Consider the following 15,733-nt stretch of genomic DNA (forward strand, 5'->3'; position numbering starts at 1 on the left):
ATACTGATGTCTAAGGGCCTATTCATCACCAAGCCGGTGCAAGCCGCGCCGCACGTAGACGCCGGGGAAACCCACGGCAGTCTTCAGGGCGAAGCCTCGCTGAAACGCGCACTGACTTCCAAGCACTTGGTGATGCTGGGCATCGGCGGTGTGATCGGTGCCGGTATCTTCGTCCTCACCGGCCAGGCCGCGGCGCAACACGCCGGCCCGGCGGTGGTGATCAGCTTCATCCTCGCCGGCTTCGCCTGCGCCCTGGCCGGCCTGTGCTACGCCGAGTTCGCGGCGATGCTGCCGGTCTCGGGCAGCGCCTACTCTTATTCCTACGCCACCCTGGGCGAGTTCGTGGCCTGGTTCATCGGCTGGAACCTGGTCCTGGAGTACCTGTTCGCGGCCTCGACGGTATCGGTCGGCTGGTCCGGCTACTTCAGCGAGCTATTGCAACTGGTAGGCGGATGGACAGGCACCGACCTCGCCTTGCCCAAGGCCCTGGCCTCGGCGCCGTACACCTTCGTCAACGGCAGCATCCAGGCCACCGGCACCTTCATCAACCTGCCCGCGGTCTGCATCGTCGCCGCGCTCAGCGGCCTGTGCTACGTCGGCGTGACCCAGTCGGCCTTCGTCAACTCGATCATCGTGACCATCAAGCTGGTGGTGATCCTGCTGTTCCTGGCCTTCGCGGTGAAGTACATCAGCGCCGACAACTGGACCCCGTTCATCCCCGAAAACGAGGGCCCCGGCAAGTTCGGCTGGGAAGGCATCGCGCGCGCCTCGGCGATCGTGTTCTTCTCCTACATCGGTTTCGACGCGGTCTCCACCGCCGCCGGCGAGGCCAAAAACCCGCAGCGCGACATGCCGATCGGCATCCTGGGTTCGCTGTTCATCTGCACCATCCTGTACATCCTGGTGTCGCTGACCCTGACCGGCATCGCCGACTTCCGCACCCTCAACACCCCGGAACCGGTCGCGACCGCGCTCAGCAACTACCCGGCCTTGAACTGGCTGCGCTTCATCGTGGTGATCGGCGCGCTCGCCGGCCTGTCCTCGGTGATCCTGGTGATGCTGATGGGCCAGCCGCGCATCTTCTTCACGATGTCGCAGGACGGCCTGATCCCGAAGATGTTCGCCAAGGTCCACCCGAAGCACCAGACGCCGTATGTCGGCACCATCATCGTCGGCATCTTCGCCTGCACCCTGGCCGGCCTGTTCCCGATCGACGTGCTCGGCGAGCTGGTCTCGATGGGCACCCTGCTGGCCTTCGCCACGGTCTGCGTCGGCGTGCTCGTGCTGCGCTACACCCGTCCGGACCTACAGCGCCCGTTCAAGGTGCCGCTGGCGATCATCGTCTGCCCGCTGGGCGCGCTCGCCTGCCTGTTCCTGTTCTGGCAGGCCTTCTCCGAGCATTGGCGCCTGATGGTCGGCTGGACCGCGATCGGCATGGTGATCTACATGATCTACGGCTACCGCAACAGCAAGCTGCGCAAGGCGGCCTGACCTGGTGCGATTCGCAAGGCCGGCGGGGGCTCCTAACCAGTGCTCCCGCCGGCCTTGACCGTTTCCGGCCCCACGCGGGCCTGCTCGATCGCACCGGACCGGCCACAGCCCGGCGCCAGGAAGAACCGATGAAACAACTCTGGGCAACCAAACACCCGCACGCCGCGCACGCCGATGCCGAAGGCCTGAGCCTGCACCGCACGCTCGGCCCCTGGGGCCTGACCGCGCTGGGCATCGGCGCGGTGATCGGCGGCGGCATCTTCGTGATCACCGGCCAGGCCGCGGCCAACCACGCCGGCCCGGCGATCATGCTGTCGTTCGTGCTGGCGGCGATCTGCTGCACCTTCTGCGCTCTGGCCTACGCCGAGTTCGCGGCGATGGTGCCGGTGTCCGGCAGCGCCTACTCCTACACCTACGCCACCCTGGGCGAACTGGCGGCCTGGTTCATCGGCTGGATGCTGGTGCTGGAATATGGCGTCTCGGCCTCGGCGGTGGCGGTCAGTTGGACCGGCTACTTCCTCAGCCTGCTCGACCATTTCGGCATACACCTGCCGCAGGCCCTGGTCAGCGCGCCGCTGGACGCGCAACTGCGCCCGACCGGCGCGATCGCCAACCTGCCCGCGGCCGCGATCGTGCTGCTGCTGACCTGGCTGTGCTACGTCGGCATCCGCAAGTCGTCGGCGATGAACATGGCGATGGTGGCGCTCAAGACCGGCCTGATCGTGCTGGTGATCTTCGCCGGCTGGAAGTACGTCGATCCGGCCAACTGGCAGCCTTTCATTCCCGAGAACCAGGGCCCGGGCAAGTACGGCTTCGAAGGCGTGCTGCGCGGCGCGGCGCTGGTGTTCTTCGCCTACATCGGCTTCGAGGCGGTGTCGGTGGCGGCGCAGGAATCGCACAAGCCGCAGCGCGACCTGCCGATCGGCATGCTGCTGTCGCTGGCGATCTGCACCGTGCTCTACATCGCCATGGCCGCGATCATGACCGGCCTGGTGCCCTACACCCAACTGGGCACCGACGAGCCGGTGGTGACCGCGGTCGCGGCGCATCCGCAACTGGGCTGGCTGCGCGTGGTGGTCGAGATCGGCGCCCTGATCGGCCTGTCCTCGGTGGTGCTGGTGATGATCATCGGCCAGCCGCGCATCTTCATGATCATGGGCCGCGACGGCCTGCTGCCGCCGGTGTTCACCAAGATCCACCCGGTCTACCGCACCCCGCACATCAACACCGTCATCACCGGCATCGGCATCGCCCTGCTGGCGGCGCTGTTCCCGCTGGACGTGCTGGGCGAGTTGACCTCGATGGGCACCCTGATCGCCTTCGCCGCGGTCTGCGCCGGCGTGCTGATCCTGCGCCGCACCCAGCCCGACCTGCCGCGGCCGTTCAAGATCCCGTTCGCCTGGCTGATCTGCCTGGCCGGCATCTTCAGCTGCCTGGCGCTGCTGTCGACCATGACCGCGCACAACTGGTTCCTGATGGTGGTCTGGACCGCGATCGGCTTCGCGATCTACTTCCTGTACGGCATCCGCCACAGCCGCCTGCGCGCGGCGTCGGGGCGCTGAGCCCGGGCGGGCCGCCGGCCCGCGTAGCGCGATCCCCGGCGGGCCGCCCCCAGCGGCCCGCCGACCGCTGGATCGCCGCATCGCCGCCCGCGGACACGCCGCCGGCGCGCAGAGTTTGTAAACTGGCGGCATGAGCGCCGCCCTGCCCTACGACCCGCAACGCCTGGCCCACTGCGCCGGCGAGATCATCGTCAACGTCCGCGAGCTGTCCGCGCGCGGCTGGACGCCCGCCACCAGCAGCAACTTCTCGCGCCGGATCGACGAACGCCATGCGGCGATCACCGTCTCCGGCCGCGACAAGGGCCGCCTGACCGAGTCCGACATCATGGTCGTGGACCTGGAGGGCGAGCCGGTCGCGACCAGTCACCGGCCCTCGGCCGAGACCCTGCTGCATACCCAGCTGTACAAGCGCTTCCCCGAGATCGGCTGCGTCCTGCACACCCATTCGCAGACCCAGACCGTGGCCTCGCGCCTGTACGCCGGCATGGGCCACGTGCACCTGGAAGGCTACGAACTGTTGAAAGCCTTTTCCGGCAACACCACCCACGAAATGGTCGTGGAGCTGCCGGTGCTGCCGAACACGCAGGACATGCACACCCTCGCCGCCCAGGTCGACGCCCTGCTCGACCGTCAGGAGATGTGGGGCTATCTGATCGACGGCCACGGCTTGTACGCCTGGGGCCGCGACATGCCCGAGGCGAGGCGCCACCTGGAGGCGTTCGAGTTCCTGCTCGGATGCGAACTGGAACTGAGGAGACTGCAGCGATGAGCCGTCTGCGCATATTCGACGAAGACGACGCCGGCACCCCGCGCGTCAGCACTGCCGACCGCACCGAGATCGCGCGCGAACTGAGCCGCATCGGCGTCGGTTTCGAGCAATGGCAGGCCAACCGGCCGGTCGTGCCCGGCGACGCGCCGGAAACGATCATGGACGCCTACCGCGCCGACATCGACCGCATCGTCGCCGAGCGCGGGTTCAAGACCGTCGACGTGGTCAGCATCGCGCCGGACAACCCGCAGCGCGAGACCATGCGCCACAAGTTCCTCGACGAGCACTACCACAAGGAAGACGAGGTCCGGTTCTTCGTCGCCGGCTCCGGCCTGTTCACCCTGCACGTCGACGCCGGCGTGTACGAGATCAAGTGCGAGCAAGGCGACCTGATCTCGGTGCCGGACAGCACCCTGCACTGGTTCGACATGGGCCCGGAGCCCAGCTTCGTCGCGATCCGCTTCTTCACCGAGCCGGACGGCTGGGTCGGCCATTTCACCGGCACCGACATCGCCCAGCGCTTTCCGCGCTACGAGAAGGGCCAGGCGGCCTGAGCCGACCCGCGGGCGCGATCCGATCGCGCCCCGCCGCTTACCGACGCAGGCCTGCTCAGGCCTGCGTCCACGTCCCGTCGACCTGCCGCCACACGCCGCCCGGATTGGCGTCGCGCAATTCCGGCGGCAGACGGTCGTCGCGGACCTGGTCGTAGCACTGCAGCGCGGCGAAACGCCGGATCGAAGCAGGCATGCCCACCGAGGTGAAACCGGCGTGGCCGGTGCTCGGATAGGGACCGCCGTGCTGCATCGCCGCGCTGACCGCCACACCGGTGGGCCACTTGTCGGCGATCAAGCGCCCCACGCGCGGACGCAGCACCTGCGCGATCCGCGACCACAGGGCATCGTCGCTACCGTCCTGCGCGGCATGCAGGGTGCCGGTGAGGTTGCCCTCGAACACGGCCGCCACCGCGACCATCGCGTCGTCGCCGTCGGCACGCACCAGCAAGGCCACCGGCCCGAAGGCCTCGCTCTGCAGCGCCTGGGCGTTGCGCATGAAGGTCGACGCATCCACGCCGAGCAGGCTCGGCGCGTAGCGGTAACCCGGACCGGAGGCAGCGGCCGCGCCCGCCAGCACCTGCGCGCCGGCGCCGCGCAAGGCCTCGACCGAATCCGCCAGATGCCGCTGCCCGCTGCTGGAAAACAGCACCATCGGCGAGGCCGCGGCGAAGTGCGCGCTGGCCGCCGCGACGAACGCGTCGCCCGCATCACCCGTCGGCACCACCACCACGCCGGGATTGGTGCAGAACTGGCCGCTGCCCAGGGTGCAGGACGCGAAGAACTCCTGCGCCAACGCCACCCCGCGCTCCGCGACGGCGCCGGGTAGCACGAACACCGGGTTCACGCTCGACATCTCCGCATAGATCGGGATGCCGGCAGCGTCAGCGGCGGCCTTCAAGGCCATGCCGCCGCCCCGGCTGCCGGTGAAGCCGATCGCGCCGATGCGGCTGTCACCGGCCAGGGCCAAGCCGAGCGAGCTGTCGAAGTCGTAGAGCAACTGCACCGCGGCGCCGGGCAGGCCGGCTTCGAGCAAGGCTTTGTGCGCGATACGCGCCAGACACTGGCTGGTGGTCGGATGCGCGGGATGCGCCTTGGCGATCACCGGGTTGCGTGCGGCGATGGCGGAGGCGAAATCGCTGCCCGCGACGGCGTTGAACGCGAACGGGAAATTGTTCGGCCCGAACACCAGCACCGGCTTGCGCAGCGGCGCGTAGTGCGCGCGCAAGCCGGCCTGGGTGTCGATGACTGGATGAGTCCAGGCATGGCTGCGCACCGCCTGCGCGGCCTGGCGCAGTTGTCCGGTGGTACGCGGCAGTTCCACTCCGGCCAGGCGCGGCGTGGCCGGCAGCGCGGTTTCCGCATGCGCGGTGGCCACCAGCTGCTCCGCAGCCGCCTCGATGCCGGCCGCGTAGCGCTCGAGGAAATCGGCGATGCGTTCGACCGGTGCCGCCGCCAGCGCAGCGGCGACGGCAGCGGCGGCCGAGACCGCAAGATCGAGGTCCTGGCGGCCCGAGCGCGGAAACTCCGGCCCGATCGCATCGCCCGTGGTGGGATCGTGCGCGCGGAAACTGCCGGTGCTCTCCAGACTGGCCTGCCACTTGCCCGCTATCAGGATCTGTTCCATTCCTCACCTCACCTGGATCGCGCAGCGCCGCTCGCGCGACGACGGGCCTGTTGCGCGCATGCTGAATCCCGACGCGACCGGAATCAAAGCTTCGGCCGCGAGGCGATGGCCGCATCGATCACCTTCAACGCGGCGTCGCGCTCGGTGCCCTCGACCACCAGCCGCGGTGCGCGCACGCGTTCGTTGCCCATGTCCACGCGCTGCTGCATCAGCTTGATCAGCTGCACGAACTTGGGGACGGTATCCATGCGCAGCAGCGGCAACAGCCAGGCATACAGTTCCAGCGCCGCCTTGGAGCCGCTGTCGCGCGCGAGTTCGAACACGCGCACCGATTCCTCGGGGAAGGCGTTGACCACACCGGCGATCCAGCCCACCGCGCCCATCGACACGCCTTCGACGATCGCGTCGTCCATGCCCACCATCAGCTCCAGGCGATCGCCGACCAGGGCCTGGATCGCGGCGAAGCGGCGGATGTCGCAGGACGATTCCTTCACCGCCTGCAGCTGCGGATAGGCCGCGGCCAGCTCGGCGATGTGTTCCGGCGTGAAGTCGGTCTTGTAGGCGACCGGATTGTTGTACAGCAGCACAGGCAGCTGGGTGGCCTCGATGATCGCGCGCATGTGCGCGCCCATCTCGCGCCAGTCGGTGGAGTACACGTAAGGCGGCAGCGCCATCAGGCCGCCGCAGCCGAGCCGCTGCGCATCCTGGGCCAGGCGCACGGCCTCGGCGGTGGACAGCGCGGCGATGCCGGGAATCACCGGCGCGCGATCGCCGAGCGCTTCCACCAGGGTCTGGATGATCGCGAGCTTCTCGTCGTACGCGAGCGTGGCGCCTTCGCCCAGCGAACCCAGCGGCACGACGCCGGTGCAGCCGGCGTCGATCAGGCGGCGGGCGTGCGAGGCCAGGAAGGCGTGATCGACTTCGCCGCTGGCGGTGAAGGGCGTGGTGATGGCGGGTACGACGCCGCGCCAGAAAGTAGCGTTGCTCATGCGATCTAGGTCCGTTGCGATGGGAATGGAAAACCGGTGAAGCAGAAACGTCAGGCCTGGATGCCCCAGGCGAAGGGATCGTCGTCCTCGATCAGCAGCCGGCCTTCGCCCATCAGGTGCGCGCGGCCGCTGATGCGTGGGCGGATGCGCTCGATCAGGCGCTGGCCTGCGCCCATCTGATCGGCGCCGCCGTTGGCGCGCCCGTTTTCGGCCAGCGTATAGCTGCCTTCGAACACGCTGCCGAGCACGCTCTCGATGCGGATTACCGCGTCCGGTGCCAACGCACCGTCGGCGGCCATGCAGGCGAGCTTGGCGGAGAAGCCGGTGCCGCAGGGAGAGCGGTCGTAGGCCAGGCCCGGACACAGCACGAAATTGCGCAGCGCGACATCGGCGCTCAGCGCCGGGCCGTTGAGCTCGATATGGTCGATTTCGGCGCCGTCCGCGCCGCGCACGTCGGCCGCGATCAGCGCCTTGCGGATCGCTTCGGTGTAGCGGGTCAGCTCGCGCCAATGCGGCAGATCCAGCGGGAGCGGGCTGTCCTTGCTGATGAAGAACCAGTTGCCGCCCCAGGCCACATCGCCGCGTACGCGGCCGAATTCCGGCACCTCGACCACGACGTCCTGGGCGAGGCGGTAGCTCTCGACGTTGTCGATCGACACGCGACCGTCTTCGTGCAGTTCCGCGACCACGGTGCCTACGGGTGTGTCGATCGCATGCCGTCCGGGCGCGATCCGGCCCAGGTGCGCCAGCGTCCGCACCAGGCCGATGGTGCCGTGACCGCACATGCCCAGGCAGCCGACATTGTTGAAGAAGATCACCGAAGCCACCGAGCCGGTTTCCACCGGCGGCAGCAGCAATGCGCCGACCATGGTGTCGGATCCGCGCGGCTCGCAGGCCACCGCGCGACGCCAATGGTCGTGGGCGCTGCCGAACAGCGCGCGACGTTCGGCCAGGGTGCCGTCGCCCAGGTCGGGCGCGCCGGAAAGCACCACCCGGGTCGGTTCGCCGCCGGTATGGGAGTCGATGAAGGCTATGGTCTGCATGGCGCTCATCGTCCGTCGCGCGGGACCGCCGGGTCTAGCCGGCATCCCAGCCGACCGATGCGGAAATCAGCATAATCGGTCCATGCACGACAGCCCGCCCACCTTGATCGACGCCGACGAATTGCAGGCCCTGCTCGACGCAGTGCCGGACATCGTTTTCTTCGTCAAGGACCATTCCGGACGCTACACCCATGCCAATCTCACCTTGGTGCGGCGGCTGGGATTGGCCAAGCGCGCGGACGTCGTCGGCCGCAGCGTGGACGAAGTGTTTCCGCCCAAGCTCGGCAGCCGTTACGCCGCGCAGGACCGTCGCGTGCTGGCCGGGCAGCGCATTCACGACCAGCTCGAGATGCACATCTTCCCGAACCGCGTGGCCGGTTGGTGCCTGACCAGCAAGCGTCCGCTGATCAGCGACGAGCGGATCGTGGGCCTCATCGGAATTTCGCGCGACCTCGCCAAGCCCGACGGCCGCCATCCGGGCTACGACCGCCTGCGCAACGTGCTCGACCATCTGGAAAGCCATTTCGACGAACCGGTGCGGATGCAGGCGCTGGCCGATCTGGCCGGATTGTCTTTGTCGCAGTTGGAGCGGCAGTTCCGCCGCGTGTTCCAGCTCAGTCCGCAGCAGTGGCTCACCCGCTTGCGCATCGAGGCCGCGATGCAGCGCCTGCGCGGGCCCGACACCATCGCCGCCATCGGCCATGCCTGCGGCTTCACCGACCAGAGCGCGTTCGCACGTCAGTTCAAGGCGACCGTGGGCATCACTCCGCGGAACTATCGGAAGCTGCACCCGCTCGGCTCCGTCGAGCCGACATGAGCATCTGCGCCGCCGCGATCAGCACCACCACCAGCACCAGCCAGCGCAGCCAGATCACCGGCAGCGACTTGACCACGAACGCAGCGATCAACACGCCCGGAATGCCGCCCAGGGCCAGGCCCAGCGCCGCACGCAGGTCGTAGCGTCCGGCGCGAACGAAGGCGCCGCCGCCTACCGGCATCAGGAAAGCGCAGGCGCCCATCATGATCGGGAACGCCGCCAGCGGACTCATGCCGAGCAGGCTCACCAGGATCAGGCAGGGCGCGTACAGCCCGATCCCGAGCATCATCAACGCGCCCAGCACGAAACTCGCCGCGACCGCGAACGCCAGCGTCGCACCCTGCAGGCCCTGCGCATCGCCGCCGCCGGGCAGCCACTCCAGGTTGGTCGCCAGGAACAATGCCGCCGCGGCCAGCAAGGCCACGCCCATGCCGATCTGGATCGCGCGCCGCGGCAACCGCGTCACCACGCCCACGCCGATCCAGGCGCCCGCGACCGCGGCCGCGATCATGCTGGCCAAGGTGACGAAATCCACCGTCACCACCGCGATGAAGATCAGCGCCTGCGCGACCGTGGGCAGCGCGTGGCCTGCGTTCAAGGTGCCGGGAATGTCCTCGTCGGCGACCCGGCCGCGCAGCTTGAAGATCGCGGTGGTGGTGGCGAACGAGCCGATGCCGAGGGTGTCGAAGAAGTTGGCCGCAGACCCCGTCAGCCAGTCGCCTAGGCTGGGGCGTGGCGATGCGCCGGCCGCGACGCTTCGGCGGCGCTCGATCGTCCACCAGCGCGCAGCGTAGGCCAAGGCCAGGGCCGCGAGCGCCGACAGCAGGACCAGGGGCCCGACGCTCATGGCGCGCAGTCCGCGAATCCGGATATCGCCTGTGCAGCTGTTGCCATCGCATCCTCCCAAACCCCCATTCACGCATCTTCGGTGCAGGGCGCAGGCCTGGATTGGCCCGCTTCCGCGCCAGGGATGCGGATTTTTGCGTAGTCGGCGAGCGGCCGCGGTGCCTAGGATGGTGGCTCGAATCCGCTGCCCAGGACCGCCCTTGATCCACCCATCGCCCACGGCGGGCGCGACGTCGATGCACCGCGCACCATCGCCTCTTCGCTGCCCGTGGCGCTGCGCATGAGCACCCCGGACAGTCACGACGGCCCCATCGCAGTGATCGGCGCCGGCGTCATCGGTTGCGCCGTCGCGTATGCGCTGGCGCGCGAGGGCCGACCAGTGCTGCTGATCGACCGGGCCGCGCCCGGCGAGGCCGGCGCGTCCTACGGCAATGTCGGGCACCTGGCCACGGAACTGGTCGAACCCCTGCCCTCGCCCGGGCTGTTGTTCGGCTTCTGGCGCGAGCTGTACGCGCTGGGCGGGCCGTTGGACGTGCCGGTGCGGCGGCTGGGCGCGTTCGCGCCCTGGGCGCGGCGTTTCGCGATGGCCGCGTTCCGGCGCCGCGCCCACACCCAGCATCTGGCGCCGCTGGTGCGACCGGCCGGCGCGGCCTATGCGCAGCTGCTTGCGGAAATCGGTCGCGAGGATCTGCTGCGACGCAACGGCCACTACCAATTCTGGCTGAGCGCGAAGGGCGCGGCCCAGGCCACGGCCGAGGCGCGGCACATGCAGGCGCTGGGCATTCCGACCGCGCCGGTGGCGCCGGACGTGCTGGCGAATGTGCGTACGGCGGCCGGCGCGCAGCATGCCGCCGGCCTCTGGTTTCCCGAGAGCGGGCATATGCTCGATCCGCAAGCCGTATGCCAGGCGCTCGCGCATGCGGCCGCGGCGCGCGGCGCGCAGCTGCGGCAGCTCACGGTGCGCTCGCTCGAACCCGAAGGCGATCGCATCGCGATCACCACCGCAGACGAACGCTTCAGCGTGCCCGCGGCCGTCGTCTGCGCAGGCGCCTGGTCGGCGCCGCTGCTGGCGCCGTTCGGCCTGCACGCGCCGCTGGAAGCCGCCTACGGCTACCACGTCGAACTGCCCGACGAAGCGGCCTATGTCGACGCGCCGGCGCTGTACGCGGATCAGAAAATCCTGGTGACGCCGATGCGCGGACGCCTGCGCGCCTCCGGCTACATGGAGTTCGGCGGATTGGACGGCGCTGCGGATCCGCGCAAGCCCGCGCGCTTGCGCAGCCAACTCGCCGCGCTGGGTTATCGCTGCGCGGCCGATGGCCCGAGTTGGCGCGGGCCGCGACCGGTGCTGCCCGACTACCTGCCCGGCATCGGCCGCGCACCGGGGGCCGCCCCGCTGTACTACGCCGTCGGCCACCAGCACCTGGGCCTGACCCTGGCGCCGGCGACGGCCGACCTGATCGCCGACCTGGTCGCCGCACGCACGCCGCGCCAGGACCTGAAACCCTTCGATCTGTCGCGGTTCGGGTCGCCGAGCCGCCAACGACCTTCGATCCGAGCAACGCCATGACTCTGCATACCATCGCCGAACAATCGGACTTCCACCGAACCGGTCGCCTGGAGGAAGTCGAAGCCCTGTGCGCAGGCTACGCCGAACGCTGGCCCGAGGCGGTGCGCAGCTTCGTCTACGGCTATTCGGGCGAGGGCCGTCCCTTGCGCGCGTTGCTGGTCTCGCGCAGCGGCGCGCTGACCGCCACGGCGCTGCGCGAACGCGGCATCCCCTTGCTGATGATCCAGGCCGGCATCCATCCCGGCGAGAGCGACGGCAAGGACGCCGGCTTCGCCGCCCTGCGCGAGTTGCTGGGCGGCGAACCGATGACCGAACCCAGCCATCCGGGCAAGATCGCCATGCATGCGCCGGCGGCGGACGTGCTGGAGCGCATCGCGCTGCTGTTCGTGCCCGCGTTCAACGCCGACGGCCACGAACGCGTCGGACGTTGGAACCGGCCGAATCAGAGCGGACCGGAGGAGACCGGCTGGCGCGCCACCGCGCACAACCTCAATCTCAACCGCGACTACACCAAGGCCGATGCACCGGAAATGCAGGCCATGCTGCAACTGCTGTGCGACTGGGATCCGCTGGTCTGCGCCGACATGCACGTGACCAACGGCGCCGATTTCGAGCCAGACGTGTCGATCCAGATCGAACCGATCCATCAGGGCGACCCGCAGCTGTACGCCAGCGGCATGCAACTGCGCGATGCGCTGATCGAAAGGCTGGTCGCGCAGGGTTCGCTGGCGCTGCCGTTCTATCCCGATCTGGCGGTGGCGGACGATCCGGCGTCCGGCTTCCAGCTCACCGTCTACTCGCCGCGCTTCTCGACCGGCTACTTCCCGGCGCGCAACCGCTACACGGTGCTGGTGGAAACCCATTCGTGGAAGGACTACGCGACCCGCGTCCGGGTCACGCGCAACACCATCGTCGGCCTAGCCGAACTGACCGCCGAGCACGGTGCGCAATGGCGCGAGGCAGCGCTGCGCGCCGACGCGACCCCGCTCGGCGGCGAGAACGTGGTGCTCGACTACGCAGCCGGCTGGCGCGAGCCGACGGCGGACGCCGACGACGCGGCGCCGGAGGCCATGCAGGGCGATGCGTCGATCGGGACCATCGAAACCGTCGAGACCATCGAGTTTCGCGGCTACGCCTACACCCGCGATCCCTCGCCGATTTCCGGCGAACCCGTCACCGTCTACGATCCGCGCACGCCGCAGATCTGGCGCGTGCCGTTCCGCCGCAACGTCGCTCCCTCCTTGGTCGTGCGGGCGCCGCGCGGCGGCTACCTGGTGCCGCCCGCCTACGCGCAGGCCATCGAACGCAAGCTCGCGCTGCACGGACTGAGTTCGCGACGCCTGGATCGGGACGCCGGAACGCTGGAGGTCGAAGCGTTCCGGGCGACGCGCGCCCGTTTCTCCCCGACGCCGTTCGAGGGACGCATGCGGCTGAGCTTGCAGGGCGCCTGGCGGCCGGAGCCGCAACCGCTACCTGCCGGCACCTTGTTCGTACCGATCGCGCAAACCCGTGCGCGCCTGCTGATGGCGCTGCTGGAACCGCAGGCGCCGGACTCGTACGCGGCCTGGGGCGGCTTCAACGCTCACTTCGAGCCCAAGGAATACGTCGAGGCCTACGTGACCGAGATCTTCGCGCTGCGGATGCTCGACGAAGACGCGGTGCTGGCGGCCGAATTCCGGCGCCGCCTGAAGGAGGACGCGGCCTTCGCCGCCAGCCCCGACGCACGGCGCGAGTTCTTCCAGAGATTGCACGCCTCCTGGGATGCGCGCTTCAACATGTACCCGATCTACCGCAGCGACAGCGTGCCGGCGGAGGCCTGAGTCCCGCCGGCAGCCAGTCGCCGCATATCGGCTTCGCAATCCGATCCCGGCGCGGGTTTCGCCGCGCCTGCCGCGCTCTCGCCTTCGCTGCGAGAGCGGCCGCCCTATCCACGCCTGCTTCGGCGCACGCCCGCCTCGGCGGCCGGCAGCGGCGCATCCGGCTCCGCCGCCACCCGACCCTGCACGGTACGCGCTCGCATTGCCGGGCCCAGCGGCGCCTACGGCGGCTTTTTTTGCCTAGCGCGCGCCCCACGGGCGACAATCCGCCATCCCTACGCGATTTCCCGCCATGCCCATCCGCGCCATCCTCACCGACATCGAAGGCACCACCAGCAGCATCTCGTTCGTGAAGGACGTGCTGTTCCCGTACGCGCGCCGCGCCCTGCCCGGTTTCGTCGCCGCGCGCGGGCGCGAGCCGGCGGTGCGCAAATGGCTGGACGCGGTCGCGACCGAGAACGGCGGCGTCTGCGAGGACGCGATGATCGTCGAGGTGCTGCAGGGCTGGATCGACGAGGACCGCAAGCACACCGCGCTCAAGGCGCTGCAGGGCATGGTCTGGGCCGACGGCTACAAGGGCGCCGACTTCACCGCGCACATCTACCCCGACGCCGCCGCCGCGCTGCGCGCCTGGCACGCGGCCGGGCTGCCGCTGTACGTGTATTCCTCCGGCAGCGTGCCGGCGCAGCGGCTGTTCTTCGGCCACAGCGACGACGGCGACCTGACCGGGCTGATCTCGGGCTGGTTCGACACCGAGATCGGCGGCAAGCGCGAGGCCGCCAGCTACGCCCGTATCGCCGAGGCGATCGGCCTTCCTCCGGGTGAGATCCTGTTCCTGTCCGACGTGGTCGAAGAATCCGACGCCGCGCGCGAGGCCGGCCTGACCACGGTGCTGATCGATCGTCTGGACGACTACCCGCAGCCGCGCGTAGGCGAGGCCGCGCACGGGCATGCGCGCGCGACTGCGTTCGATCAAGTCGAGGTTTGACGCGACACCGGGAGTTGCGGTCGTCGTAGGCGGCCCGAGCAGAAGTTTGAGGCGTCAATCGCGGCTCACGCCGCTCCCACAGACGCAGACGCTGACGCTGACGCACCTTAGCTTTGGGGTAGGAGCGGCGTAAGCCGCGACCGTCGGCGCGAGCAGCCGCGCCGACCAAGCAAGTTGCCCGCAACGGGCTACATGCGTCGGTGCGACAGCTGATGCCTAGACGCTGAGAGGCCGCGGCTTACGCCGCTCCTACCCCAGGCCAGGCGAACACTATAGGCGACTGACGCTGCGCACCCGCACCTCCGCGCAATCCACACCGTGCGCCTCCGCCGCCTGGCGGCGGAGGCGCTCCAGCACCTGGGCCGGATCGAAGGCGCCGGCCGGCGCGTAGTCCAGCGTGCTCTGGCCCCACACGACGTAGCGGCCGCCAACCAGGATCTCGTAGTCGGCGAAGTAGTAGTAATGCGCGCTCATGTTTGGCGCTCGGGTCATAAGCTCTCGGCTCAGGTACCCACGTGCACGCCGTGCCCGCACTCGGCGCAGCCCAGATGTTCCAGTGCGATCGCCAGCGCCAGGGTGTAGCTCTGCGCGGCGTAGCCGTGCACCTGCGCCAGGCAGGCGCCGTCGCGCGGCGCCAGCGAGGGCTCCGGCGCGTCCATGTCGTCGTCGTGGACTTCGATGTAGGGCGTGTCGAGCGCGTTCAGGGCGCGACGCAGGCGTTCGCTGGCCGGAGCGCAGGCGCCGGGGTCGAACAACAGCAGCTCCACGCCGCTGGCGCGCAGGCCGCACAGGCCGTCGACCAGCTCGGCTTCGCTGCGGCAGCTGCGCAGAGCGATTGTCTTGCCGGCGTCGGCCGCGCATTCGGCCAGGCGCGCGCGCACCGCGTCGGGCACGCGTGCGGCTTGGGCGTAGTGGGCTTCGGGACCACGCAGAATCACGATGGACACGTTCTTGCTCGCTGCGCGCTCGGGGCGGCGCGCATGCGGCACTGTAGGCGCGGCCGACGTAAAGCCTCCATGCCGCGCGCGCGGCGCGGCGTAACCGCGGCGTAAATTCCGATGCGGCGTCGGCGACGGCTCAGCCGTGGATCTTCTCGCCGCGTTCCAGCATCGCCACCAGCTTCTCGATCCGGGCCGCGCGGGTCTCGGGCTTCTTCGCGGTCTGGATCCGCCACAGCACCGCGTAGCGATTGGTGCGGTCGATCTGCTCGAAGAATTTGCGTGCTTTGGCGTTCTTCTTGAACGCCGCGGTCAGGTCGTCGGGCACTTCGATGTTGCGCGCCGAATCGTAGGCGGCCTGCCAGCGTCCGTCGGCCTGGGCCGCCTCGACCTCGCGCAAACCGCCCGGACGCATGCGGCCAGCGGCGATCAGGGCCTCGACCTTGCCGATATTGATCTTGGACCAGACGCTGCGCGACCGCCGCGGAGTGAAGCGCTGCAGAAAGTGCTGTGTGTCGCAGCTGCGCTTGAGGCCGTCGATCCAACCGTGGCACAGGGCCACGTCCAGCGCCTCGGCATACGTCACCGAAACCACGCCCTGGTCCTTCTTGGCGATCTTCAGCCACAGCCCGGGCGCATCGGCGTGCGCGATCAGCCAGGCCTCCCAGGCCGCGGCGTCGCGGAACAGCTGGATCGGCACATCGGTCGGCAGTTCGGCGCTCATG

15 protein-coding genes are annotated in these 15,733 nt (G+C 69.4%); 8 read left to right on the forward strand and 7 right to left on the reverse strand.

All coding sequences use genetic code 11. The annotated features are described in order from the left end of the window. Positions 1–6: 6 nt before the first annotated feature. The 4 genes from ASE10_RS17555 (at position 7) to ASE10_RS17570 (ending at position 4,376) form a co-directional block, all read left to right on the forward strand. On the forward strand, positions 7–1,491 hold the full coding sequence (locus ASE10_RS17555) for an amino acid permease (RefSeq protein ID WP_055910282.1): 1,485 nt from the start codon (positions 7–9) through the stop codon (positions 1,489–1,491). 128 nt (positions 1,492–1,619) lie between these two features. Next, the gene (locus tag ASE10_RS17560; protein WP_055910285.1) at positions 1,620–3,053 is read left to right on the forward strand and encodes an amino acid permease; all 1,434 of its coding nucleotides are present in this window, start codon (positions 1,620–1,622) and stop codon (positions 3,051–3,053) included. A 130-nt stretch (positions 3,054–3,183) separates the two neighbouring features. Then, complete coding sequence (locus ASE10_RS17565; RefSeq protein WP_055910288.1) at positions 3,184–3,822, forward strand: methylthioribulose 1-phosphate dehydratase; 639 nt, start codon at positions 3,184–3,186, stop codon at positions 3,820–3,822. Then, complete coding sequence (locus ASE10_RS17570; protein ID WP_055910292.1) at positions 3,819–4,376, forward strand: acireductone dioxygenase; 558 nt, start codon at positions 3,819–3,821, stop codon at positions 4,374–4,376. The genes ASE10_RS17565 and ASE10_RS17570 overlap by 4 nt, the downstream gene beginning before the upstream one ends. Positions 4,377–4,431: 55 nt before the next feature. Here the strand turns inward: ASE10_RS17570 and ASE10_RS17575 are convergent, their stop codons facing one another. From ASE10_RS17575 to ASE10_RS17585, 3 genes are all read right to left on the reverse strand, one after another. Next, positions 4,432–6,000: an aldehyde dehydrogenase family protein gene (locus tag ASE10_RS17575; RefSeq protein WP_055910295.1), complete on the reverse strand. Its 1,569-nt coding sequence runs from the start codon at positions 5,998–6,000 to the stop codon at positions 4,432–4,434. An 83-nt stretch (positions 6,001–6,083) separates the two neighbouring features. Then, complete coding sequence (locus ASE10_RS17580) at positions 6,084–6,989, reverse strand: dihydrodipicolinate synthase family protein (protein WP_055910299.1); 906 nt, start codon at positions 6,987–6,989, stop codon at positions 6,084–6,086. Positions 6,990–7,039: 50 nt separating this feature from the next. Then, positions 7,040–8,032, reverse strand: a complete 993-nt coding sequence (locus ASE10_RS17585; RefSeq protein ID WP_055910660.1) for a proline racemase family protein — start codon at positions 8,030–8,032, stop codon at positions 7,040–7,042. Between the two features lie 82 nt (positions 8,033–8,114). Between ASE10_RS17585 and ASE10_RS17590 the strand changes: the two genes are divergently transcribed. Then, entirely contained in the window at positions 8,115–8,849 is a 735-nt protein-coding gene (locus tag ASE10_RS17590) for an AraC family transcriptional regulator (RefSeq protein WP_055910302.1), read from the forward strand. On the opposite strand, the gene ASE10_RS17595 is transcribed toward ASE10_RS17590, so the two are convergent. Next, positions 8,794–9,696, reverse strand: a complete 903-nt coding sequence (locus ASE10_RS17595; RefSeq protein ID WP_055910304.1) for a sulfite exporter TauE/SafE family protein — start codon at positions 9,694–9,696, stop codon at positions 8,794–8,796. The two genes, ASE10_RS17590 and ASE10_RS17595, sit on opposite strands and share 56 nt — an antisense overlap. A 279-nt stretch (positions 9,697–9,975) precedes the next feature. Between ASE10_RS17595 and ASE10_RS19795 the strand changes: the two genes are divergently transcribed. From ASE10_RS19795 to mtnC, 3 genes are all read left to right on the forward strand, one after another. Continuing rightward, the gene (locus ASE10_RS19795; protein ID WP_157481155.1) at positions 9,976–11,265 is read left to right on the forward strand and encodes an FAD-binding oxidoreductase; all 1,290 of its coding nucleotides are present in this window, start codon (positions 9,976–9,978) and stop codon (positions 11,263–11,265) included. Beyond that, entirely contained in the window at positions 11,262–13,085 is a 1,824-nt protein-coding gene (locus ASE10_RS17600; RefSeq protein WP_082559945.1) for a M14 family zinc carboxypeptidase, read from the forward strand. Before ASE10_RS19795 ends, ASE10_RS17600 begins: the two co-directional genes overlap by 4 nt. A 289-nt stretch (positions 13,086–13,374) precedes the next feature. Beyond that, the gene (gene mtnC, locus ASE10_RS17605; protein ID WP_055910307.1) at positions 13,375–14,070 is read left to right on the forward strand and encodes an acireductone synthase; all 696 of its coding nucleotides are present in this window, start codon (positions 13,375–13,377) and stop codon (positions 14,068–14,070) included. 270 nt (positions 14,071–14,340) lie between these two features. Here mtnC and ASE10_RS17610 read toward each other — a convergent pair whose 3' ends face one another. From ASE10_RS17610 to ASE10_RS17620, 3 genes are all read right to left on the reverse strand, one after another. Next, positions 14,341–14,544, reverse strand: coding sequence for a hypothetical protein (locus ASE10_RS17610; protein WP_055910311.1), 204 nt, complete (start codon positions 14,542–14,544; stop codon positions 14,341–14,343). 29 nt (positions 14,545–14,573) lie between these two features. Beyond that, positions 14,574–15,017, reverse strand: a complete 444-nt coding sequence (locus tag ASE10_RS17615; RefSeq protein ID WP_055910663.1) for a type II 3-dehydroquinate dehydratase — start codon at positions 15,015–15,017, stop codon at positions 14,574–14,576. A 130-nt stretch (positions 15,018–15,147) separates the two neighbouring features. Continuing rightward, complete coding sequence (locus tag ASE10_RS17620) at positions 15,148–15,732, reverse strand: YdeI/OmpD-associated family protein (protein ID WP_055910314.1); 585 nt, start codon at positions 15,730–15,732, stop codon at positions 15,148–15,150. Position 15,733 lies beyond the last annotated feature (1 nt).

The sequence above is a fragment of the Lysobacter sp. Root76 genome (assembly GCF_001428685.1).
Lineage (GTDB): Bacteria > Pseudomonadota > Gammaproteobacteria > Xanthomonadales > Xanthomonadaceae > Lysobacter.

Coding starts and splice junctions, on each gene's coding strand:
- ASE10_RS17570 (WP_055910292.1), top strand. CDS start 3,819: ATGAGCCGTCTGCGCATATTCGACGAAGACGACGCCGGCACCCCGCGC.
- ASE10_RS17575 (WP_055910295.1), bottom strand. CDS start 6,000: ATGGAACAGATCCTGATAGCGGGCAAGTGGCAGGCCAGTCTGGAGAGC.
- ASE10_RS17585 (WP_055910660.1), bottom strand. CDS start 8,032: ATGCAGACCATAGCCTTCATCGACTCCCATACCGGCGGCGAACCGACC.
- ASE10_RS17620 (WP_055910314.1), bottom strand. CDS start 15,732: ATGAGCGCCGAACTGCCGACCGATGTGCCGATCCAGCTGTTCCGCGAC.
- ASE10_RS17610 (WP_055910311.1), bottom strand. CDS start 14,544: ATGAGCGCGCATTACTACTACTTCGCCGACTACGAGATCCTGGTTGGC.
- ASE10_RS19795 (WP_157481155.1), top strand. CDS start 9,976: ATGAGCACCCCGGACAGTCACGACGGCCCCATCGCAGTGATCGGCGCC.
- ASE10_RS17560 (WP_055910285.1), top strand. CDS start 1,620: ATGAAACAACTCTGGGCAACCAAACACCCGCACGCCGCGCACGCCGAT.
- ASE10_RS17565 (WP_055910288.1), top strand. CDS start 3,184: ATGAGCGCCGCCCTGCCCTACGACCCGCAACGCCTGGCCCACTGCGCC.
- ASE10_RS17600 (WP_082559945.1), top strand. CDS start 11,262: ATGACTCTGCATACCATCGCCGAACAATCGGACTTCCACCGAACCGGT.
- mtnC (WP_055910307.1), top strand. CDS start 13,375: ATGCCCATCCGCGCCATCCTCACCGACATCGAAGGCACCACCAGCAGC.
- ASE10_RS17595 (WP_055910304.1), bottom strand. CDS start 9,696: ATGAGCGTCGGGCCCCTGGTCCTGCTGTCGGCGCTCGCGGCCCTGGCC.
- ASE10_RS17590 (WP_055910302.1), top strand. CDS start 8,115: ATGCACGACAGCCCGCCCACCTTGATCGACGCCGACGAATTGCAGGCC.
- ASE10_RS17580 (WP_055910299.1), bottom strand. CDS start 6,989: ATGAGCAACGCTACTTTCTGGCGCGGCGTCGTACCCGCCATCACCACG.
- ASE10_RS17555 (WP_055910282.1), top strand. CDS start 7: ATGTCTAAGGGCCTATTCATCACCAAGCCGGTGCAAGCCGCGCCGCAC.